Annotated in this window: 18 protein-coding genes and 4 tRNA genes; 21 read left to right on the forward strand and 1 reads right to left on the reverse strand. The window is 62.2% G+C overall.

Going from position 1 to position 22,428, the window contains the following annotated elements; genetic code table 11:
- Positions 1-74: 74 nt before the first annotated feature.
- Complete coding sequence (locus CKO23_RS06310; RefSeq protein ID WP_200329180.1) at positions 75-1,415, reverse strand: UDP-glucose dehydrogenase family protein; 1,341 nt, start codon at positions 1,413-1,415, stop codon at positions 75-77.
- A 203-nt stretch (positions 1,416-1,618) separates the two neighbouring features.
- Here CKO23_RS06310 and CKO23_RS06315 point away from each other — a divergent pair.
- From CKO23_RS06315 to rplW, 21 genes are all read left to right on the forward strand, one after another.
- Positions 1,619-1,703 (forward strand) — tRNA-Tyr (locus CKO23_RS06315).
- Positions 1,704-1,808: 105 nt separating this feature from the next.
- Positions 1,809-1,882, forward strand: a tRNA-Gly gene (locus CKO23_RS06320).
- A 38-nt stretch (positions 1,883-1,920) separates the two neighbouring features.
- Positions 1,921-1,996 (forward strand) — tRNA-Thr (locus tag CKO23_RS06325).
- A gap of 66 nt (positions 1,997-2,062) precedes the next feature.
- Positions 2,063-3,253, forward strand: coding sequence for an elongation factor Tu (gene tuf / locus CKO23_RS06330; protein WP_200329182.1), 1,191 nt, complete (start codon positions 2,063-2,065; stop codon positions 3,251-3,253).
- A 64-nt stretch (positions 3,254-3,317) separates the two neighbouring features.
- Positions 3,318-3,393 (forward strand) — tRNA-Trp (locus CKO23_RS06335).
- A gap of 31 nt (positions 3,394-3,424) precedes the next feature.
- On the forward strand, positions 3,425-3,802 hold the full coding sequence (gene secE, locus CKO23_RS06340; protein WP_200329184.1) for a preprotein translocase subunit SecE: 378 nt from the start codon (positions 3,425-3,427) through the stop codon (positions 3,800-3,802).
- A gap of 2 nt (positions 3,803-3,804) precedes the next feature.
- Positions 3,805-4,338 (forward strand): transcription termination/antitermination protein NusG, encoded by a 534-nt coding sequence (gene nusG / locus CKO23_RS06345; RefSeq protein ID WP_200329186.1) that lies wholly within the window; start codon positions 3,805-3,807, stop codon positions 4,336-4,338.
- A 156-nt stretch (positions 4,339-4,494) separates the two neighbouring features.
- A complete protein-coding gene (gene rplK, locus CKO23_RS06350; protein WP_200329188.1) occupies positions 4,495-4,929 on the forward strand; it encodes a 50S ribosomal protein L11 in 435 nt (144 codons plus the stop codon).
- Positions 4,929-5,624 (forward strand): 50S ribosomal protein L1, encoded by a 696-nt coding sequence (gene rplA / locus CKO23_RS06355; protein WP_200329189.1) that lies wholly within the window; start codon positions 4,929-4,931, stop codon positions 5,622-5,624. The genes rplK and rplA overlap by 1 nt, the downstream gene beginning before the upstream one ends.
- Positions 5,625-5,897: 273 nt before the next feature.
- The gene (gene rplJ, locus CKO23_RS06360; protein ID WP_200329191.1) at positions 5,898-6,425 is read left to right on the forward strand and encodes a 50S ribosomal protein L10; all 528 of its coding nucleotides are present in this window, start codon (positions 5,898-5,900) and stop codon (positions 6,423-6,425) included.
- Between the two features lie 58 nt (positions 6,426-6,483).
- Entirely contained in the window at positions 6,484-6,864 is a 381-nt protein-coding gene (gene rplL / locus CKO23_RS06365) for a 50S ribosomal protein L7/L12 (protein WP_200329193.1), read from the forward strand.
- Between the two features lie 231 nt (positions 6,865-7,095).
- Positions 7,096-11,271, forward strand: coding sequence for a DNA-directed RNA polymerase subunit beta (rpoB, locus tag CKO23_RS06370; protein ID WP_200329195.1), 4,176 nt, complete (start codon positions 7,096-7,098; stop codon positions 11,269-11,271).
- A gap of 131 nt (positions 11,272-11,402) precedes the next feature.
- Positions 11,403-15,938 carry a DNA-directed RNA polymerase subunit beta' gene (gene rpoC, locus CKO23_RS06375; RefSeq protein ID WP_200329197.1) on the forward strand — a complete coding sequence of 1,512 codons (4,536 nt, stop codon included), beginning with the start codon at positions 11,403-11,405 and terminating at the stop codon, positions 15,936-15,938.
- 273 nt (positions 15,939-16,211) lie between these two features.
- Complete coding sequence (gene rpsL, locus CKO23_RS06380; RefSeq protein WP_164453462.1) at positions 16,212-16,586, forward strand: 30S ribosomal protein S12; 375 nt, start codon at positions 16,212-16,214, stop codon at positions 16,584-16,586.
- A gap of 68 nt (positions 16,587-16,654) precedes the next feature.
- Positions 16,655-17,125 (forward strand): 30S ribosomal protein S7, encoded by a 471-nt coding sequence (gene rpsG / locus CKO23_RS06385; RefSeq protein WP_200329199.1) that lies wholly within the window; start codon positions 16,655-16,657, stop codon positions 17,123-17,125.
- A 76-nt stretch (positions 17,126-17,201) separates the two neighbouring features.
- The gene (gene fusA, locus CKO23_RS06390; RefSeq protein WP_200329201.1) at positions 17,202-19,295 is read left to right on the forward strand and encodes an elongation factor G; all 2,094 of its coding nucleotides are present in this window, start codon (positions 17,202-17,204) and stop codon (positions 19,293-19,295) included.
- A gap of 24 nt (positions 19,296-19,319) precedes the next feature.
- Positions 19,320-20,510 carry an elongation factor Tu gene (gene tuf / locus CKO23_RS06395; RefSeq protein ID WP_200329182.1) on the forward strand — a complete coding sequence of 397 codons (1,191 nt, stop codon included), beginning with the start codon at positions 19,320-19,322 and terminating at the stop codon, positions 20,508-20,510.
- Between the two features lie 4 nt (positions 20,511-20,514).
- Positions 20,515-20,826: a 30S ribosomal protein S10 gene (gene rpsJ / locus CKO23_RS06400; protein ID WP_200329203.1), complete on the forward strand. Its 312-nt coding sequence runs from the start codon at positions 20,515-20,517 to the stop codon at positions 20,824-20,826.
- Positions 20,827-20,836: 10 nt separating this feature from the next.
- A complete protein-coding gene (rplC, locus tag CKO23_RS06405) occupies positions 20,837-21,487 on the forward strand; it encodes a 50S ribosomal protein L3 (protein WP_200329205.1) in 651 nt (216 codons plus the stop codon).
- Between the two features lie 6 nt (positions 21,488-21,493).
- A complete protein-coding gene (gene rplD, locus CKO23_RS06410) occupies positions 21,494-22,105 on the forward strand; it encodes a 50S ribosomal protein L4 (protein ID WP_200329207.1) in 612 nt (203 codons plus the stop codon).
- The gene (rplW, locus tag CKO23_RS06415) at positions 22,102-22,398 is read left to right on the forward strand and encodes a 50S ribosomal protein L23 (protein WP_200329209.1); all 297 of its coding nucleotides are present in this window, start codon (positions 22,102-22,104) and stop codon (positions 22,396-22,398) included. Before rplD ends, rplW begins: the two co-directional genes overlap by 4 nt.
- The last annotated feature ends 30 nt before the right edge of the window (positions 22,399-22,428 follow it).

A 22,428-nucleotide genomic window follows, 5' to 3' on the forward strand; every position in this document is an offset into this window, starting at 1 on the left:
GGCCGCGTTGGGCGGCGACCAGTTGTGCGCGGCTTGAGTGTTCGGGGCGCACAATGCGCCCCGGGTTATGTGGGCTACTGGTCTGGGCTCAAGGCCGAGCGGCCGATCGAGACATAGTTGAGACCGGCTGCGCGCGCGAGGGTGCCGTCGAGGATGTTGCGCCCGTCGAAAAGCACCGGCGACTTGAGTGCCCGTTTGATGGCCTCGAAGCTCGGGCTGCGGAACTGCGACCACTCGGTCACGATGATGAGGGCGTCGGCGCCCTCGAGCGCGGCCATGGCGTCAGACGCCAGCAGGAGGTCCGGCCGCTCGCCGTAGATGCGTCGGGTCTCCTCCATGGCGACCGGGTCGTAGGCGTTGACCCGCGCCCCGGCATCCCACAGCGATTCCATGAGCACTCGGCTGGATGCCTCGCGCATATCGTCCGTGTTGGGTTTGAAGGAGAGCCCCCAGACGGCGAAGGTCCGTCCTTCCAGATCTCCCTCGAACCAGGTCCGGATCTTCTCGAACAGCACTGTTTTTTGGCGGAAGTTCACGGACTCAACAGCATGGAGGAGCTGCGGGTCATAGCCGAGCGAGCGAGCGGTTTGCTCCAGGGCTCGGACATCTTTGGGGAAGCAGGAGCCGCCGTAGCCGCAGCCCGGGTAGATGAATTGGTAGCCGATACGGGGATCTGAGCCGATCCCGACGCGGACCTTTTCGATGTCCGCGCCGACCGACTCCGCGATATTGGAGAGCTCATTCATGAAGCTGATCTTGGTGGCCAGCATGGCATTCGCGGCGTACTTGGTCAGCTCCGCCGAGCGGACATCCATGAGCATGAGGCGGTCATGGTTGCGATTGAAAGGGGCATAGAGCGCGCGCAGGAGTTCGGCGGTTCGTGGGTTGTCGGTACCGACGACGATGCGATCGGGTCGCATGAAGTCATCGATCGCGGCCCCTTCCTTGAGAAATTCAGGGTTGGAGACGACGTCGAATTCGAGTGATAGGCCGCGGCTCTTGAGTGTCTCTCGAACCGTGTCGGCAACCTTGTCCGCCGTTCCCACGGGCACCGTGGATTTGTCGACCAGAATGCGATAGGAGTCCATGTGCTCGGCAATGGCGCGGGCGACGGCGATGACGTACTGCAAGTCGGCCGAGCCATCTTCGTCGGGGGGCGTGCCAACCGCGATGAATTGGAAGAGTCCGTGCTTGACGCCTGCCTCGGCGTCTGTCGTGAACTTCAGTCGGCCCGAATCGCGGTTGCTCTTGATCAGGTCGTCCAGGCCGGGCTCGTAGATGGGAACGCCTCCGCTGTTGAGCACCTCGATCTTCTTGGGGTCGATGTCCACGCAGAGGACATTGTTGCCGACCTCCGCAAGGCAGACCCCGGTGACCAGGCCGACATAGCCGCTGCCAAAAATAGTGACATCCATCGTTGTGCTATCGCTCCGCGTGTTAGTCTGGATTCTTGAAGTCAAACGGTGATTCTATCAGCCAGAGATGGCTGTCCGGTTGCAGTCGCGCGACTCCGCGACTCCTCCGCGAGATCGGCGCCCGGATGTCGCCGACGCCGGCCCTGAGTTGCAGGAAGTGGTTGACGGGGTGCTGAGGAGCTTCTATACTGCGCCGCTCATTTGGAGGGGTTCCCGAGCGGTCAAAGGGATCAGACTGTAAATCTGACGGCTCAGCCTTCGGAGGTTCGAATCCTCCCCCCTCCACCAAATCACGGACACGCATCCGATTTCGGCTCTCCGTGTTTGCAGCTAGTTTCGCGCCGTTCTTGGTGCGTCGTCTGGCGGCACTAAAGATCGGTGCAGATTTCGTTGGCGGGTGTAGTTCAATGGTAGAACCTCAGCCTTCCAAGCTGATGGTGTGGGTTCGATTCCCATCACCCGCTCCATGTCATACGAGCGTGGCGAATTTGTAGAGTTTGTCTTGGCCCATGTAGCTCAGTTGGTAGAGCACACCCTTGGTAAGGGTGAGGTCACCGGTTCGACTCCGGTCATGGGCTCCATTGATATTTTGGTTTCGCGTGCGCCGAGGCGCATTCAGTCGATTTGAATCATGCGGGGAGCCGTTCATGTCCAAAGAAAAGTTTCAACGTAGCAAGCCCCACGTCAACGTTGGCACCATTGGCCACGTCGATCACGGCAAAACCACGCTGACGGCGGCGATCACGACCCACCAGGCGAAGAAATTCGGTGGTGAGGCACGTGCCTATGACCAGATCGACAACGCCCCCGAAGAGCGCGAGCGCGGCATCACCATTGCCACCGCGCACGTCGAGTACGAGAGCGACAAGCGTCACTACGCCCATGTCGACTGCCCCGGCCATGCTGACTACGTCAAGAACATGATCACGGGTGCGGCGCAGATGGACGGCGCGATCCTGGTCTGCTCCGCGGCCGACGGTCCGATGCCGCAGACCCGCGAGCACATCCTGCTCTCGCGTCAGGTCGGTGTGCCGTACATCGTGGTCTACCTGAACAAGGCTGACATGGTGGACGACGCCGAGCTGCTCGAGCTCGTCGAGATGGAAGTGCGTGAGCTGCTCTCCAGCTACGACTTCCCGGGAGACGACACCCCGATCATCACCGGCTCGGCGAAGCTGGCGCTCGAAGGCGACACCTCCGAGATTGGCACTCCGTCCATCGACAAGTTGATGGAGGCGCTCGACAGCTACATCCCCGAGCCCGAGCGTGCGATCGACGGCGCCTTCCTGATGCCGATCGAAGACGTCTTCTCCATCTCCGGTCGCGGCACCGTCGTCACCGGTCGTGTCGAGCGCGGCATCGTCAAGGTGGGTGAAGAAGTCGCCATCGTCGGGATTAAGGACACCGTCAAGACCATCTGCACCGGTGTCGAGATGTTCCGCAAGCTGCTCGACCAGGGTCAGGCCGGCGACAACATTGGCGCCTTGCTGCGTGGCACCAAGCGTGAAGACGTCGAGCGCGGTCAGGTACTGGCCAAGCCCGGCTCGATCACCCCGCACACCCACTTCGAAGCCGAAGTCTACGTGCTGAGCAAGGAAGAGGGCGGTCGTCACACGCCGTTCTTCAATGGCTATCGCCCGCAGTTCTACTTCCGCACCACCGACGTCACGGGCGCCTGCGAGCTGCCCGAGGGCATCGAGATGGTCATGCCGGGTGACAACGTCAAGATGACGATCAAGCTGATTGCGCCGATCGCCATGGAAGAAGGTCTGCGGTTTGCCGTGCGCGAAGGCGGCCGAACCGTCGGCGCTGGTGTGGTTTCAAAGGTTATCGAGTAAGCTCTTAGTGCTTGTGTTGAATGGAGCTGTCCGCAGCTCCATATTACGCAAGCCATCCTTTTCTAGGCCAGTAGCTCAATTGGCAGAGCAGCGGTCTCCAAAACCGCAGGTTGGGGGTTCGATTCCCTCCTGGCCTGCCATTTATCCATCGCTTAGTCAACAGGCGATTTCATGAATTCACGTGCAGAGGCCCGTGGCGCCAGCTTGGACGCAATCAAGCTGGCCGTCGCTATTTTCTTGCTCGTCATTGGCATCTTTGCCTTCTATTACTTTGCGAGCATTTCAACCCTTCTCCGGGTGATCGGTCTCTTGGTGATCAGTGCGGGTGCTGCTGTGATCGCGTTCCAGACGGAGCGCGGGCGGCTATTGTGGCAGTTCGTCGCCGATTCACGCATGGAGGTCCGCAAGGTCGTCTGGCCATCTCGGCAGGAAACGCTGCAGACGACCCTGGTCGTCGTGGTCATGGTCCTGATCGTCGGGATCGTCCTCTGGCTCTTCGATATGGTGCTCATGTCGATTCTGCGTTTCTTGACTGGCCAGGGAGGCTGATGATGTCCAAGCGTTGGTACGTCATCCATGCTTACTCAGGTTTCGAAGGTCAAGTCAAACGTGCGCTCGAAGACCGCGTCAAGCGGGCTGGTCTCGAGGAGGAGTTCGGCGAGATTCTGGTGCCGACCGAAGAGGTCGTCGAGATGCGTGGCGGTCAGCAACGCAAGAGCGAGCGCAAGTTCTTTCCGGGCTATGTCCTCGTGCGTATGGAGATGACCGACGAGACCTGGCACCTCGTCAAGAGCGTGCCAAAGGTCATGGGGTTTATCGGCGGAACTGGCGATAGGCCAGCCCCGGTGCCGGATTCGCAGGCCGATGTCATCCTTCAGCGGCTTCAGGAAGGCGGTGAGAAACCGCGGCCAAAGATCCTCTACGAGCCGGGCGAAGTGGTTCGCGTCGTCGATGGGCCTTTCACCGACTTCAATGGGGTCGTCGAGGATGTCGACTACGACAAGAGCCGCGTCAAAGTGTCTGTCCTGATCTTCGGGCGCTCGACGCCCGTCGACCTCGAGTTCTCCCAAGTCGAAAAAGGCTGATCGTTCCGCAGCGGCGTCTGCCGTTCCTCGGGCCGAGACGAATTTCATGGCCGGGCCTTTTCTTCGGTCTGGCGAATTTAATGAAGCCCCGCAAGGGGTCACGCATGGGGAGCCAGTTCGCGTTGCGCTGGCGCTTGCACCCATTGGAGACAAACTGTGGCAAAGAAAATCAATGCCTACATCAAGCTGCAGGTGAAGGCGGGTGAGGCGAATCCAAGTCCGCCTGTCGGTCCTGCGCTTGGTCAGCATGGCGTGAACATCATGGAGTTCTGTAAGGCGTTCAATGCGCGCACGCAAGAACTCGAGAAGGGAATGCCGATCCCGGTCGTCATCACCGTCTACTCGGATCGCAGCTTCACCTTCATCACCAAGACCCCGCCGGCGTCCATCTTGCTGAAGAAGGCGGCTGGTTTGGCCAAGGGCAGCCCAAACCCCAATACGAATAAGGTTGGTACCGTGACGCGCGAGCAGCTCGAGCAAATCGCGACCGCGAAGATGCCTGATCTGACGGCCGCGGACATGGATGCGGCCGTCCGCACCATCGCGGGTAGTGCGCGTGCGATGGGTTTGAACGTCGAGGGGGTGAACTGATGGCTCATCTATCTAAGCGCCTGCGTGCAATCCGCGAGCGTGTCGAGCACGGCAAGCTGTATCCAGCCGAAGAGGCTTTCGTCCTTCTGAAAGAGGTCTCTCAGGTCAAGTTCGTCGAGAACATCGACGTTGCGGTGAACCTGGGCGTCGATCCGCGTAAGTCGGATCAGGTCGTTCGCGGTTCGACCGTGCTGCCTCATGGCATCGGCAAGACCGTGCGCGTTGCTGTCTTCGCGCAGGGTGCCGCTGCCGATGCCGCGACTGCCGCCGGGGCCGATCGTGTCGGTTTCGAGGATCTGGCGGAAGAGATGAAGGCCGGTCAGCTCGACTACGACGTCGTGATCGCCTCTCCAGATGCGATGCGCGTCGTCGGCCAGCTGGGTAAGATCCTGGGTCCGCGCGGGCTCATGCCAAACCCGAAAGTGGGTACCGTCGCGCCTGACGTCGCGCAGGCCGTCAACAATGCCAAGGCTGGCCAGGTTCGCTACCGCACCGATAAGGCCGGCATCATCCACTGCCCGCTCGGCAAGGCAGACTTCGAGCCTGCCAAGCTGCGTGAGAATCTTGAGGCGCTGCTTTCCAATCTGATGAAGGCGAAGCCGAGCGCGGCCAAGGGTATCTACATGAAGAAGGTCACGGTCTCCAGCACCATGGGGCCGGGCGTCACCATCGATCACTCTTCGCTCAGTTTTTGATGATCGGCACCGGCGCTTTGCGCCGGAGTTGGATCGCGTTTCTTTGAGGTCTCGGCAATGGCCGGAGACCGTTAAAGACCGCAGGTGCCCGGGCGTCCATTGGGATCTGGCTGCCTGGGCTTAATGCAGATCACGCCTGCGCAGACGGTGCTCCGGATTCAGATCGAATGCTGATGAAGGTGCACGACCCCGGCGAAACGGGGTGCCACTGGAGGTGGCAGTCGCTTCGCCGCCCGGCACTCGCCGGGCTCATAAGTGAAAGAGGTGACGACAATGGCGCTCAATTTTGCGCAAAAAGAAGCAATCGTCGCCGAAGTCGCGGAAGTCGCTAAGACTGCCTACTCGGCTATCGGTGCCGAGTACCGGGGTTTGACCGTCGGGCAACTGACAAAGCTGCGCGTGGAAGCACGCAAGAGCGGCGTCTATGTTCGCGTCGTCAAGAATACCCTGGCGCGGCGCGCGCTGGAAGAGACGGATTTTGCCTGCATGCGGGATGGGCTTACTGGCCCCATGATTCTCGCTTTCTCGCAGGAAGATCCGGGCTCGGCGGCGCGCGTCTTCGAGGCATTTGCGAAGGAGCATGACAAGTTTCAGGTGCGTCTCATCGCCCTGAGCGGCAAGCTGCTGGATCCCTCTGAGATCGGTAATCTCGCGAAGATGCCGACCTATGACCAGGCGATCAGCATGCTCATGGCCACCATGAAGGCTCCGGTGCAGAAGCTCGCAGCGACCATCAACGAGGTGCCGGGCAAACTCGTCCGTACCCTTGCCGCGGTTCGCGATGCCAAAGAGGCGGCCTGATCGGCCGTCTCCGTTCATCAGCAATCCGATCTATCGTTTTAAATTCTAGGAGAAGACCATGGCCGTTTCGAAAGACGAGATTCTCGAAGCGATTGGCAACATGACCGTGCTGGAGGTCGTCGACCTCATCAGCGCGATGGAAGAGAAGTTCGGCGTGACCGCCGCTGCCGCCGTGATGGCAGCAGCACCTGGTGCCGGCGGTGGCGATGCCGCGCCTGCCGAAGAGCAGACTGAGTTCGACGTGATTCTCGCGTCCTTCGGTGCCAATAAGGTTGGTGTCATCAAGGCTGTTCGCAGTCTCACCGGTCTTGGCCTGAAAGAAGCGAAGGACGCCGTGGAAGGCGCTCCCACGACGCTGAAGGAAGCCGTTTCCAAGAGCGAGGCCGAAGACGCGAAGAAGCAGCTCGAAGAGGCTGGCGCCACTGTCGAAATCAAGTAACGGCGCATTGCGTCGAAACGTTTTCGACCCTGGGAATCGGCTGGCGGCTCCGAGCTGCCGGCCTTTTCCCGTTGGGCTCTTGCAGTCCGACTACAGATTTCGCCTTGGCCCCCATGTTGACCGTGACGCCGGCCAAGGTACCGGATCGATGCTCGTTCCAAGCCGTCCGCAATCTGCATCCGTGTCCGCGCCCCGTCAGGGACCCACGCAAGCACCTCGAGGGAAGGCATAATGGCCTATTCGTTCACCGAAAAAAAGCGCATCCGCAAAGACTTCGGCAAGCGTCCCAGCATTCTGGACGTGCCGTTCCTTCTGGCGACGCAGATCGACTCCTATCGAGAGTTCCTGCAGGCCGACCGCGCGCCCAAAGACCGTCGGGATATGGGGCTGCATGCAGCCTTCCAGTCCGTCTTCCCCATCGAGAGCTATTCAGGAAACGCCGTCCTCGAGTATGTGAAGTATCGTCTCGGCGAGCCGGTCTTCGACGAGCGTGAATGCCATCTGCGCGGCGCGACCTTTGCCGCGCCCTTGCGTGTCCTGCTGCGGTTGGTGATCTACGACAAGGAGGCGCCGGCAGGCTCCAAGGTCGTCAAGGACATCCGCGAGCAAGAGGTCTACATGGGCGAGCTGCCGCTCATGACCGAGACGGGCACCTTCATCATCAACGGCACGGAGCGAGTCATCGTCTCCCAGCTGCATCGCTCGCCAGGTGTCTTCTTCGATCACGACAAGGGCAAGACCCACTCGTCCGGAAAGCTGCTCTTCTCGGCGCGCGTGATCCCCTATCGTGGTTCCTGGCTCGACTTCGAGTTCGATCCGAAAGACAACGTCTTCGTGCGTATCGACCGTCGGCGCAAGCTCCCGGCGACGGTGCTGCTGCGAGCGCTCGGTTATGGTGTGGAGGACATCCTTGCGCGCTTCTTTGAGACGGACATCGTCCGTATCAAGGACCGTAGCGTGACCCTGGATCTGGTGCCGGAGCGTCTGCGCGGCGAGACGGTCGGCTTCGACGTCAAGATCGGCGACGAGGTTCTCGTGGAGTCTGGCCGACGCGTGACCGCGCGCCACATCCGCGAGCTGCAGAAGGCCGGCGTCGATCGCCTTGAGGTGCCCGCCGAGTTCCTGATTGGCCGCACGCTCGCCCATGCGCAGGTCGACACCGAGACTGGCGAGGTCTTCGCCGAGGCCAACGAGCTGATCACGCCCGAAATCCTCGAGACCGTCTTCAACAAGGGGATCGAGACGCTCGAAACCCTCTTCGTGAACGATCTCGACCAAGGCCCCTACATCTCCGAGACCTTGCGGATCGACCCAACGACCAACGATCTGGAGGCCCAGGTCGAGATCTACCGCATGATGCGTCCTGGCGAGCCGCCGACCAAGGAGGCCGCGCAGAACCTCTTCCACAACCTCTTCTTCACCCCGGACCGCTACGATCTCTCGGCGGTCGGCCGGATGAAGTTCAATCGCCGCCTCGGCCGTCCCACCGAGGAGGGGCCGGGTGTGGTCTATGACGGGCGCTACTTCAGCGCGCGCGCGGACGACTTCTCCAAGTCGTTGTTCGCGGCCCAGGGCGAAGCCGTCTCCGACATCATCGATACCCTCAAGGTCCTGGTGGAGCTGCGCAATGGCCGCGGCACCGTCGATGACATCGACCACCTCGGCAATCGCCGCATCCGCTGCGTCGGCGAGATGGCCGAGAATCAGTTCCGCGTTGGTTTGGTGCGTGTCGAGCGCGCCGTCAAGGAACGGCTGTCCCTGGCCGAGTCCGAGGGGCTCATGCCGCAGGAGCTGATCAACGCCAAGCCGGTCTCGGCCGCGATCAAGGAGTTCTTCGGCTCGAGCCAGCTCTCGCAGTTCATGGACCAGAACAACCCGCTGTCCGAGGTCACCCACAAGCGTCGCGTCTCGGCGCTCGGTCCTGGTGGTCTGGCCCGCGAGCGCGCAGGCTTTGAGGTCCGCGACGTCCACCCGACGCACTATGGCCGCGTCTGCCCGATCGAGACCCCTGAAGGTCCGAACATCGGCCTGATCAATTCGCTGGCCGTGTATGCGCGGACCAACTCCTACGGCTTCCTGGAGACCCCCTATCGCAAGGTCGATGGCGGTCGCGTCACCGATGAGATCAACTATCTCTCGGCGATCGAGGAGGGCAACTTCGTCATCGCACAGGCGAACGCGACCCTGGATGAAGAGAGTCATCTGACCGACGCGCTGGTCTCTTGCCGTCACGCGAACGAGTTCACGATGCGCGCGCCGGAAGAGGTCCAGTACATGGACGTCTCGCCGCGACAGATCGTCTCGGTCGCGGCATCGCTGATTCCCTTCCTCGAGCACGATGACGCCAACCGCGCCCTCATGGGATCGAACATGCAGCGCCAGGCGGTGCCGACGCTGCGTGCCGAGAAGCCGCTGGTCGGTACCGGCATGGAGCGCGTGGTCGCCAAGGACTCCGGCGTCTGCGTGGTCGCGCGGCGCGGCGGTGCCATCGAATCGGTCGACGCCGCGCGTATCGTGGTGCGCGTCAACGACGACGAGGCCGTGCCGGGTGTGCCAGGCGTCGATATCTACAATCTGACCAAGTACACCCGGTCCAACCAGAACACTTGCATCAATCAGCGTCCTCTGGTCAAGCCGGGGGACGTGGTGGCGCGCAACGACGTGCTGGCGGATGGTCCCTCGACCGATATGGGCGAGCTGGCGTTGGGGCAGAACCTGCGCGTCGCCTTCATGCCCTGGAACGGCTATAACTTCGAGGACTCCATCCTCATCTCCGAGCGTGTGGTGCAGGAAGATCGCTTCACCAGCATCCACATCGAAGAGCTGGCCTGTCTGGCGCGCGACACCAAGCTCGGGCCGGAAGAGATCTCGGGTGACATCCCGAACGTGGGTGAGTCCGCGTTGTCCAAGCTCGACGAGTCGGGCATCGTCTACGTGGGCGCCGAGGTGCGCGACGGCGACATCTTGGTGGGCAAGGTCACGCCCAAGGGCGAGACGCAGCTGACCCCTGAAGAGAAGCTGCTGCGCGCGATCTTTGGTGAGAAGGCCTCCGACGTCAAGGACACCTCCCTGCGTCTGCCGACCGGCATGAACGGCACCGTGGTCGACGTGCAGGTCTTCACCCGCGACGGAGTGGAAAAGGACAAGCGCGCCCTGCAGATCGAGGAAATGGAACTCGATCGGGTCCGCAAGGACTTCGCCGACCAGCAACGCATCATGGAGAACGATACCTTCCAGCGCGTCGAGAAGATGTTGATTGGCAAGGTGGCGGATGGCGGCCCGGCGAATCTGCGCCCCGGCTCGACCGTTACCAAGGACTATCTCGACGGACTCAAGGCCAAGGGCTCGCGTGATGCCTGGCTCGAGATCCGCATGCAGGACGAAGAGATCGCGACCCAGCTCGAGGCGGTCGCGGCTCAGGTCAAGCAGCAGCGCGAGGAGTTCCGCGAGCGCTATGAGGTCAAGAAGCGCAAGATCGCAAGCGGCGACGACCTGGCACCCGGCGTGCTCAAGATGGTCAAGGTCTATGTGGCTGTGAAGCGTCGCATCCAGCCAGGCGACAAGATGGCCGGTCGGCACGGCAACAAGGGTGTCATCTCCAAGGTGGTGCCGGTCGAGGACATGCCGTTCTCGGCTGACGGCGTGCCGGTCGACATCGTGCTGAATCCGCTGGGCGTGCCTTCGCGTATGAACGTTGGGCAGGTGCTCGAGACCCATCTGGGGTGGGCGGCGAACGGCCTCGGCGACAGGATCGATCGCATGCTGAAGCAGCAGGTCGCTGTGGCGGAGCTGCGCGGCTTCTTGGATCAGGTCTACAACTCCAGCGGCAAGCAGGAAGATCTGGACTCCTTCTCGGATGATGAAATCATCAAGCTGGCGCAGAACTTGACGGCGGGCGTACCCCTGGCGACACCGGTGTTTGATGGCGCGACCGAGGAAGAGATCAAGGCGATGCTCGTACTCGCCGAGCGCGATAACGTCGCGCAGGGCATCCCGAGCGGCCAGACCGTCCTCTTCGATGGGCGTTCCGGCGACCAGTTCGAGCGTCCGGTGACGGTCGGCTATATGTATATGATCAAGCTGAATCACTTGGTCGACGACAAGATGCACGCGCGCTCGACCGGGCCTTACAGCCTGGTCACGCAGCAGCCGCTCGGCGGTAAGGCGCAGTTCGGAGGCCAGCGTTTCGGTGAAATGGAGGTCTGGGCCCTGGAGGCCTATGGCGCCTCCTATACGCTGCAAGAGATGCTCACGGTCAAGTCCGACGACGTGAACGGCCGCACCAAGATGTACAAGAACATCGTGGATGGCGACCACCGGATGGAGGCGGGCATGCCCGAGTCCTTCAACGTGCTCGTCAAGGAGATCCGCTCGCTCGGTATCAACGTGGAGCTTCAGCAGGATTAGCGGGTGATCCTAGGGCGTGCCGACGTAGTCGCCACGTCCTGGGTCGCCTCACGCGCTCAGCGTTGTTGCGATGGGTTTCGCTGTCGCTCTACCCATCCTACGCCGATTATCCCAGGCAGGAGATTAAGGTCTTGAAAGATCTACTTAAAATCATCAAGCAACAGGGTCAGGCACTCGAATTCGACGCGATCAAGATCGGACTTGCCTCCCCCGAGATGATCCGTTCCTGGTCCTTTGGCGAGGTCAAGAAGCCCGAGACCATCAACTACCGTACCTTCAAACCGGAGCGCGACGGTCTTTTTTGCGCCAAGATCTTCGGGCCTATCACCGACTACGAGTGCATCTGCGGCAAGTACAAGCGGCTCAAGCACCGTGGCGTCGTCTGCGAGAAGTGCGGCGTCGAGGTGACGCTGGCGAAGGTGCGCCGTGAGCGCATGGGTCATATCGACCTGGCCAGCCCCGTCGCGCACATCTGGTTCCTCAAGTCGCTGCCGTCGCGCATCGGCCTGCTGCTCGACATGACGCTGCGCGACATCGAGCGCATCCTCTATTTCGAATCCTTCGTCGTGATCGATCCAGGCTTGGTGCAGGAGCTGGAGCGCGGTCAGCTGCTCAACGATGAGCAGTATCTGGAGGCCCTCGAGGCCAACGGCGACGAGTTCGACGCACGCATGGGTGCCGAGGCGGTCTACGAGCTGCTGCGCACCATCGACATGGCGGCCGAGATCCGCCGCATGCGCGAGGAGATCGAGGGCACCAACTCCGAGACCAAGATCAAGAAGCTCTCCAAGCGGCTCAAGCTGATGGAGTCGCTGCTCGCGTCCGGCAATCGGCCGGAGTGGATGATCCTGACCGTGCTGCCGGTGCTGCCGCCCGAGCTGCGTCCCCTGGTGCCGCTGGACGGCGGACGCTTTGCGACCTCGGACTTGAACGACCTCTACCGTCGCGTCATCAACCGCAACAACCGTCTCAAGCGCCTGCTGGATCTGGTCGCGCCCGACATCATCGTGCGCAACGAGAAGCGCATGCTGCAGGAGTCGGTCGACGCCCTGCTGGACAACGGTCGTCGCGGTCGCGCCATCACCGGTACCAACAAGCGCCCGCTCAAGTCGCTCGCCGACATGATCAAGGGCAAGCAGGGCCGTTTCCGTCAGAACCTGCTCGGCAAGCGTGTCGACTACTCCGGCCGCTCGGTCATCGTGGTCGGCCCGACGCTCAAGCTGCACCAGTGCGGTCTGCCCAAGCGCATGGCGCTGGAACTCTTCAAGCCCTTCATCTTCAGCAAGCTGCAGCTGCGCGGCCTGGCCGCGACCATCAAGGCCGCGAAGAAGATGGTCGAGCGCGGCACGCCGGAGGTCTGGGACATCCTCGAAGAGGTGATCCGCGAGCACCCGGTGATGCTCAACCGCGCGCCGACCCTGCATCGTCTCGGCATCCAGGCGTTCGAGCCGGTGCTGATCGAGGGTAAGGCCATCCAGCTTCACCCGCTGGTCTGTACCGCCTTCAACGCGGACTTCGACGGCGACCAGATGGCGGTCCACGTGCCGCTCTCGCTGGAGGCCCAGTTGGAGGCGCGTGCCCTCATGATGGCCTCCAACAACATCCTTTCGCCGGCCAATGGCGAGCCCATCATCGTGCCGTCGCAGGACGTGGTGCTTGGGCTCTACTACATGACCCGCGAGCGGGTGAATGCGAAGGGCGAGGGCAGCAGCTTCGCCGATATCGACGAGGCGCGCCGTGCCTACGAGACGGGCAGCGCCGATCTGCATGCCCGCTGCCGGGTGCGTCTCCGTGAAGTCATCAAGGAGAAGGATGGCACGCTGCATGAGTTGACCAGCATCAAGGAGACGACCCTGGGTCGCGCCCTGGTGTTCTCCATCGTGCCGGAGGGACTGCCCTTCGCACTGGTCGACCGCGCCATGGGCAAGAAGCAGATCTCCCTGCTCATCAATGTCTGCTACCGCCGACTGGGTCTGAAGGACACCGTGGTCTTCGCCGACCAGATCATGTATCTGGGCTTCCGCATGGCGACCAGGGCCGGTGTGTCCATCGGCCTGGAAGATATGGAGGTCCCGACGGACGACCTGGATGCCAAGATGGACAAAGGCTCCCTGCTGGCCGCCGCGGAGACGGAGGTCAAGGAGATCCAGGAGCAGTATGCCTCGGGTCTGGTCACCAACGGCGAGCGCTACAACAAGGTCGTCGACATCTGGTCGCGTACCAACGACCAGGTGGCCAAGGCCATGATGGCCAAGCTTGGCACCGAGACTGCCGCGGCGAATGTCGCCTTCGAGGCGCAGCGTATCGTCGCCGAGTATCGCCAGGTGGTGGTGGGCGCGGTGGAAGACGGCAACCGCAATGCCGTGCGAAAGCTGTTCTCCGCTTGGCAGGGTGAGCTGAAGAGCCTCTGCGATGAGCTGGCCGGAGGTGGACTGACGTCCGAGGACTTCGGTGAGCGGGCGAACGCCCTCACCGAGACCTATCGCCCGCAGGCCCTCGGGTATCTGGATCTGGAGCAGACCAAGGGCCAGGATGCCAGGGATCGGGGCGCGAGTGGCTTGAAGGAGGCCAAGGCGCGTGTCGCCGCCGAGCGCAAGCAGGACTCCTTCAACTCCATCTACATGATGGCCAACTCCGGTGCCCGTGGCTCTGCCCAGCAGATCCGCCAGCTCGCCGGTATGCGCGGCCTCATGGCCAAGCCGGACGGCTCCATTATCGAGACCCCCATCACGGCGAACTTCCGTGAGGGTCTGAACGTCATTCAGTACTTCATCTCGACGCACGGTGCGCGCAAAGGTTTGGCCGACACGGCACTCAAGACGGCGAACTCCGGGTATCTCACGCGCCGTCTGGTCGACGTCGCCCAGGACATGGTGGTTCTGGAGGTGGACTGCGGGACCGATCAAGGTCTGCTGATGGCGCCGATCATCGAGGGTGGCGACGTCGTCGAGCCGCTGCGCGAACGGATCCTGGGGCGTGTCTGCGCCGTCGACGTCTATCGCCCGGGCTCCGACGAGTTGGTCTGTTCCGCCGGGACGCTCCTGGACGAAGGTTGGGTCGAGCGCTTCGAGCAAGTGGGTATCGACCAGGTCCGCGTACGCTCGCCCATCACCTGCGAATCGCGTCTGGGCGTCTGCGCCCAGTGCTACGGTCGTGACTTGGCCCGCGGGCATCGCGTCAACATGGGCGAAGCCGTCGGTGTCATCGCGGCACAGTCCATCGGCGAGCCGGGCACGCAGCTCACCATGCGGACCTTCCACATCGGTGGCGCGGCGTCCAGAGCGGCGGCGGTCAACAGCATCGAGATCAAGAACGCCGGATCGGCGCGTCTGCACAACATCAAGACCGTGCAGCACCACTCGGGCAACCTGGTGGCCGTCTCGCGCTCCGGCGAGCTGACGGTCGTTGACGAGCGCGGCATGGAGAAGGAGCGCTACAAGGTGCCCTATGGCGCGACCCTGCGCGTGGCTGACGGCGATAGCGTCAAGCCGGGCGACGTGGTCGCGAGCTGGGACCCGCACACTCACCCGGTGGTCACCGAGGTGGCGGGTACGCTGGAGTTCGAGGACTTCATCGAGGGCGTCACCGTGCAGGGCCAGGTCGACGATGTCACGGGCCTCACCTCGCTCGTGGTCATCGATCCCAAGCAGCGTCCGGCCACGGGCAAGGATCTGCGTCCCATGGTCAAGCTGCTCGACGAGCATGGCAACGAGCTCAACATCGCCGGCACGGATCTGCCGGCACGTTACGCCTTGTCCTCGGGGGCCATCGTCAGCGTGTCCCACGGGGCTCAGGTCGGGGTCGGCGACATCCTCGCCCGTATCCCGCAAGAGTCCAGTAAGACGCGCGACATCACGGGTGGTCTGCCGCGCGTTGCCGACCTCTTCGAGGCGCGCAAGCCGAAGGAGCCCGCCTTGCTGGCGGAGGCCAGCGGCACCATCGGCTTTGGCAAGGACACCAAGGGCAAGCAGCGGCTTATCATCACCAAGGATGACGGTGAGACGGTCGAAGAGCTGATCCCGAAGTGGCGTCATGTCAACGTCTTCGAGGGCGAGCGCGTGGAGCGTGGCGAGGTCATCGCCGACGGCGAGCTGTCCTCGCACGACATCCTGCGGCTCAAGGGTGTCACCGCGCTGGCCGAGTACCTGGTGAAGGAGATCCAGGACGTCTATCGCCTGCAGGGTGTGAAGATCAACGACAAGCACATTGAGGTGATCGTGCGCCAGATGCTGCGCAAGGTCGAAGTGACCGCCACGGGCGATACCCGACTTCTGCGCGGCGAGCAGGTGGAGTACGCCTATCTCCAGGACGAGAACAAGCGGGTCGCGGCGGAAGGCAAGCAGTCCGCGCTCTTCGAGCCCCTGCTGCTCGGTATCACCAAGGCCTCCTTGGCGACCGAGTCCTTCATCTCCGCCGCCTCCTTCCAGGAGACCACCCGCGTGCTGACCGAGGCGGCCGTTCGCGGCTCGACGGATCGGCTCACTGGGCTGAAGGAGAATGTCATCGTTGGGCGCTTGATCCCGGCCGGCACGGGTCTGGCCTATCACCAGGAGCGCCGTCGCCAGCGCGCCATGATGGATGGGCAGGGCTCGGCCAAGGTCGAGATGGCGACCGAGGAGCTCGAAGAGGCGTTGAAGAAGGCGCTCAATACCTCCGAGGCCGAATAGCGGTCGCTGGGGATGCCTACCCAGTTCTTGTTGTGGTTGTTGACATGACCTAGGCGTATCCCTATACTGCTTTGTCTCAGCTAGCCGGCACTCTGCCGGCTAGTCTCATTTTCACTAGTCCGGTTCCTTGGTCTGGGCGCACCTGCCCGGTCCCCGAGCAAGCGATGGCTTTGATGCGTGAACGCTGGCGCTGGTTACGCTGGTAGGATTTCGCGCAGCTGTCGTTTGACTCATCGAGATCATGGCGCGAGGGCGCCGCTGGAGACTCTTTGCATGGCTACGATCAACCAACTCGTCCGGAAGCCCCGCAAGCGGAACGTGGCGAAATCCAACGTGCCCGCGCTGGAGGCTTGCCCGCAGCGCCGTGGTGTCTGCACCCGTGTCTATACCACGACACCGAAAAAGCCGAACTCGGCGTTGCGTAAGGTCGCGCGTGTGCGCTTGACCAACGGCTACGAGGTTGCTTCCTACATCGGTGGCGAGGGGCACAACCTCCAGGAGCACTCGGTGGTGCTGATCCGTGGCGGCCGTGTCAAGGACTTGCCGGGTGTGCGTTATCACACCGTGCGCGGCACCCTGGACACCTCTGGTGTCGAGAAGCGCCGTCAAGGTCGTTCCAAGTACGGTGCCAAGCGCCCGAAGAAATAGTTGGTTGCTGGGGCGATCCACGCCAGAGCGATCAATGACTAACGAATAAGGTCGGAGCCTTAAAGATCATGCCGAGAAGACGCGTTGCCGCCCGTCGCCAGATCCTCCCGGATCCCAAGCACGGAAGCGAGCTGTTGACCAAGTTCATCAACATGATGATGGAAGACGGTAAGAAGTCCGTTGCTGAGCGGATCATCTACAAAGCCCTGGATCAAATGGCTGAGAAAAAGGGTGGTCGGCCCATCGAGCTGCTTGAGCTGGCAATGGAGAACGTGCGTCCGGCCGTCGAGGTCAAGTCGCGCCGTGTCGGTGGTGCGACCTATCAGGTTCCTGTCGAAGTTCGTCCGACGCGCCGCAACTCGCTCGCTATGCGTTGGCTGATCGACGCGGCGCGCAAGCGCTCCGAGAAGTCGATGGCGCAACGGCTCGCGGGCGAGCTCATGGATGCGGCGGAGTCGCGCGGCACGGCGGTCAAGAAGAAGGAAGATACGCATCGGATGGCAGAGGCCAATAAGGCATTCTCTCATTACCGCTGGTAGTTCGTTCCTTCCGCGCTCCGAGCGCGTGCTTGTTCGAGTTCTTTAGTTTTTCGGATTCATCAGGGCGGATTTAGTCGTGGCACGTAGCACACCCATTGAGCGGTACCGCAACCTTGGCATCATGGCGCACATCGATGCCGGGAAGACCACTACGACCGAGCGCATCCTGTTCTACACGGGTGTCTCGCACAAGATCGGCGAAGTGCACGACGGCGCTGCCACCATGGACTGGATGGAGCAGGAGCAGGAGCGTGGAATCACCATCACCTCTGCCGCCACGACCTGCTTCTGGAAAGGCATGAGCCGTGAGCGCCCTGAGCATCGTATCAACATCATCGACACCCCCGGACACGTCGACTTCACCATCGAAGTCGAGCGCTCGCTACGCGTCCTCGACGGCGCCTGCGCCGTCTTCTGCGCGGTTGGTGGTGTCGAGCCCCAATCCGAAACCGTTTGGCGTCAGGCCGACAAGTACGGCGTGCCGCGCATTGCATTCGTCAACAAAATGGACCGCATGGGCGCGAACTTCTTTCGCGTCGTGCAGCAGGTCAAGGATCGCCTCGGCGGTAACGCGGTGCCGATCCAGGTGCCGATCGGTGCCGAAGAAGACTTCAAGGGCGTCGTCGATCTCGTCAAGATGAAGGCCATCTACTGGGATGATGCCTCGCGTGGCATGGAATACGAGCTGCGCGATATCCCGGAAGATCTGGTCGCGACCTGCGAGGAGTGGCGCGAGAAGATGGTCGAGGCTGCCGCCGAAGCCAGCGAAGAGCTCATGGAGAAGTATCTCGAGGGCGAGGCGCTGACCGAGCAGGAGATCATGTCCGGCCTTCGCGCGCGCACGCTGAAGACCGAGGTCGTCCCCATGATGTGCGGCTCCGCCTTCAAGAATAAGGGCGTGCAAGCCATGCTCGACGCCGCGATCGACTACATGCCCTCGCCGGTCGACGTGCCTGCGATCCGGGGTATTCTCGACGACAGGGACGAGACCGAAGCCGAGCGTCACTCGTCCGATTCGGAGCCCTTCTCTGCGCTGGCGTTCAAGATTGCGACCGATCCCTTCGTCGGTACCTTGACCTTTTTTCGCGTGTACTCGGGCGTCCTCAAGTCGGGCGATACCCTGTACAACCCGGTCAAGAGCAAGAAGGAGCGCATCGGCCGTATCCTGCAGATGCATGCCAACGACCGCCAGGAGATCAAGGAGGTTTGCGCGGGCGACATCGCGGCTGCGGTGGGTCTGAAGGACGTCACCACTGGTGACACCCTGTGCGATCTCAACAACATCATCACCCTGGAGCGGATGGAGTTCCCCGAGCCGGTCATCTCCGTTGCGGTCGAGCCGAAGACCAAGAGCGACCAGGAGAAGATGGGTGTCGCGCTCTCCAAGCTGGCGCAGGAAGACCCGTCTTTCCGCGTGCATACCGACGAAGAGTCCGGCCAGACCATCATTTCCGGCATGGGCGAGCTGCACCTGGAGATCATCGTCGACCGCATGCGGCGCGAGTTCAAGGTCGAGGCCAATGTCGGTGCGCCTCAGGTCAGCTACCGCGAGACCATCCGCACTGCCGTCCAGCAGGAAACCAAGTTCGCTCGCCAGTCTGGTGGCCGCGGGCAGTACGGCCACGTCTATATCAAGGCTGAGCCGCAAGAGGCGGGCGCTGGCTACGAGTTCGTCAACGCGATCGTTGGCGGCACCGTGCCGAAGGAATATATCCCGGCCGTCGACAAAGGTATCCAGGAGGCCATGAAGAACGGCATCCTGGCGGGCTTCCCGATGGTCGACATCAAGGTCACGCTCTACGACGGCTCTTACCACGAGGTCGACTCGAGCGAAATGGCGTTCAAGATTGCCGGTTCCATGGCGATCAAGGAGGCCGCGGCCAAGGCCAAGCCAGTCCTGCTGGAGCCCATCATGAAGGTCGAGGTGGTGACGCCCGAAGAGAACATGGGCGACGTCATGGGCGACCTGAACAGCCGTCGCGGCATGATCCAGGGGATGGAGGACGCGCCGTCCGGCAAGATCATCCGTGCCGAGGTTCCGCTCTCGGAGATGTTCGGCTATGCAACCGACCTCCGTTCTGCGACTCAGGGTCGCGCGACCTACAGCATGGAGTTCAGCAAGTACAACGAGGTGCCCGCCAGCATTGCCGAAGCGGTCTCCAAGAAATAGTCATCGAGTTATAGGTAGAGCGGGATGTCTAAAGAAAAATTTCAACGTAGCAAGCCCCACGTCAACGTTGGCACCATTGGCCACGTCGATCACGGCAAAACCACGCTGACGGCGGCGATCACGACCCACCAGGCGAAGAAATTCGGTGGTGAGGCACGTGCCTATGACCAGATCGACAACGCCCCCGAAGAGCGCGAGCGCGGCATCACCATTGCCACCGCGCACGTCGAGTACGAGAGCGACAAGCGTCACTACGCCCATGTCGACTGCCCCGGCCATGCTGACTACGTCAAGAACATGATCACGGGTGCGGCGCAGATGGACGGCGCGATCCTGGTCTGCTCCGCGGCCGACGGTCCGATGCCGCAGACCCGCGAGCACATCCTGCTCTCGCGTCAGGTCGGTGTGCCGTACATCGTGGTCTACCTGAACAAGGCTGACATGGTGGACGACGCCGAGCTGCTCGAGCTCGTCGAGATGGAAGTGCGTGAGCTGCTCTCCAGCTACGACTTCCCGGGAGACGACACCCCGATCATCACCGGCTCGGCGAAGCTGGCGCTCGAAGGCGACACCTCCGAGATTGGCACTCCGTCCATCGACAAGTTGATGGAGGCGCTCGACAGCTACATCCCCGAGCCCGAGCGTGCGATCGACGGCGCCTTCCTGATGCCGATCGAAGACGTCTTCTCCATCTCCGGTCGCGGCACCGTCGTCACCGGTCGTGTCGAGCGCGGCATCGTCAAGGTGGGTGAAGAAGTCGCCATCGTCGGGATTAAGGACACCGTCAAGACCATCTGCACCGGTGTCGAGATGTTCCGCAAGCTGCTCGACCAGGGTCAGGCCGGCGACAACATTGGCGCCTTGCTGCGTGGCACCAAGCGTGAAGACGTCGAGCGCGGTCAGGTACTGGCCAAGCCCGGCTCGATCACCCCGCACACCCACTTCGAAGCCGAAGTCTACGTGCTGAGCAAGGAAGAGGGCGGTCGTCACACGCCGTTCTTCAATGGCTATCGCCCGCAGTTCTACTTCCGCACCACCGACGTCACGGGCGCCTGCGAGCTGCCCGAGGGCATCGAGATGGTCATGCCGGGTGACAACGTCAAGATGACGATCAAGCTGATTGCGCCGATCGCCATGGAAGAAGGTCTGCGGTTTGCCGTGCGCGAAGGCGGCCGGACCGTCGGCGCTGGTGTGGTTTCAAAGGTTATCGAGTAAGGAAATGGCGAATCAGAGAATCCGAATCCGACTCAAGGCGTTCGATCACCGTCTGATCGACCAGTCCGCTCGCGAAATCGTCGACACCGCCAAGCGCACGGGCGCACAGGTGCGGGGTCCGGTTCCGCTGCCTTCCAAAAAGGAACGCTTCACGGTCCTGGTCTCGCCGCATGTCAACAAGGACGCGCGCGATCAGTACGAGCTGCGCACCCACAAGCGCCTGATGGACATTGTCGACCCGACAGACAAGACGGTCGACGCGCTGATGAAACTGGATCTGGCCGCCGGTGTCGACGTCCAGATTAAGCTGAGCTGAGGACGAAACGATGACGATTGGAGTTATCGGGCGCAAAGCCGGCATGACGCGCCTGTTCAACGAGGACGGGGAGAGTATCCCGGTCACCGTGATCGAGGTGTCACCGAATCGCGTCAGCCAGGTCAAGTCCGTGGAAACCGATGGCTATCGCGCCATTCAGGTCGCCTTTGGCGAGCGCCGGGCCTCCCGCGTGACAAAGCCGATGGCGGGTCACTACGCGAAGGCAGGGGTCGAGGCCGGCGAGGTGCTGCGCGAGTTCCCTCTGGAAGGAGAGGAAGGCGCAGACATGCAGGTCGGGCACGAGATCAGCGTAGCGATCTTCGAGCCGGGCCAGAAAGTGGATGTGCGTGGCGTGACCAAGGGTCGCGGCTTCGCTGGCGTCATCCGCCGCCATCATTTCGCCGGACAAGATCGCACGCATGGCAACTCGCTGTCGCACCGCGCGCCCGGCTCGATTGGCCAAAACCAGACACCTGGTCGTGTCTGGAAAGGCAAAAAGATGGCGGGGCACCTGGGTGCCGCTAATCGTTGCCAGCAGAACCTCGAGGTAGTACGCGTCGATGCCGACCGCAACCTGCTCCTGGTCCGCGGCGGTGTGCCCGGTCCGACAGGCGGGCGCTTGATCGTGCTGCCGTCCGTCAAGCAGAAGAACAAGGGCTAAGCACTCATGGAGATCGCCATCAGAAACCACACTGGCGCGGCCAGTGTGCAAGTTTCCGACGCCGTCTTCGGCGTGGAATTCAAACCAGGCCTGGTTCACCAGGTCGTGACCGCCTATATGGCGGGCGCGCGTGCCGGCACCAAGGCACAGAAGAACCGTTCGGCGGTCTCTGGTGGCGGTGCCAAACCGTGGCGCCAGAAGGGTACCGGCCGTGCACGCTCGGGCACCTCGCGCAGCCCGATCTGGCGCTCGGGTGGTGTGACCTTCGCCGCTCAACCGCGTGACTACAGTCAGAAAGTCAACCGCAAGATGTACCGCGGTGCGGTGCGCTCGATCCTCTCGGAACTGGTGCGCAGCGAGCGTTTGATCATCGCCTCCGACCTTTCGGTCTCCGCGCCGAAGACCAAGGAGATGGTGGCCCTGTTGAAGACCTACGACGTGCAGGATGTTCTCATTCTGACCGATGGTCTCGACGAGAACCTGTACCTGGCGGCTCGCAACCTGGCGAAGGTCGACGTCCTGTCGGCTCAGGAGGTCGATCCGGTCAGCATGATCGCCTTTGGACACGTGCTTGCAACCGAGGCAGCGATCAAGAAGCTTGAGGAGCGCCTCGCATGAACAATGAGCGTCTGATGAAGGTGCTGCTGTCGCCGATCATTTCGGAGAAATCGACCCGCATGGCGGAGATCTCCAGGCATGTCGCCTTCCGCGTTCTGCGGGACGCGAGCAAGCAAGAAGTGGCCAAGGCGGTCGAGCTGATGTTCGAGGTCAAGGTCGACGAGGTCCAGATCCTCAACGTCAAGGGCAAGCAGAAGCGCTTCGGGCAGCGGCTCGGCAAGCGGCAGGACTGGCGTAAGGCCTATGTCCGTCTGCAGCCAGGTCAAGACATCGACTTCGGCGGCGCAGCTTGATTGCGCAGCGGATAGCAACGGATAGACCAA

Source organism: Thiocystis violacea (genome assembly GCF_016583565.1).
GTDB classification, from domain to species: domain Bacteria; phylum Pseudomonadota; class Gammaproteobacteria; order Chromatiales; family Chromatiaceae; genus Thiorhodococcus; species Thiorhodococcus violaceus_A.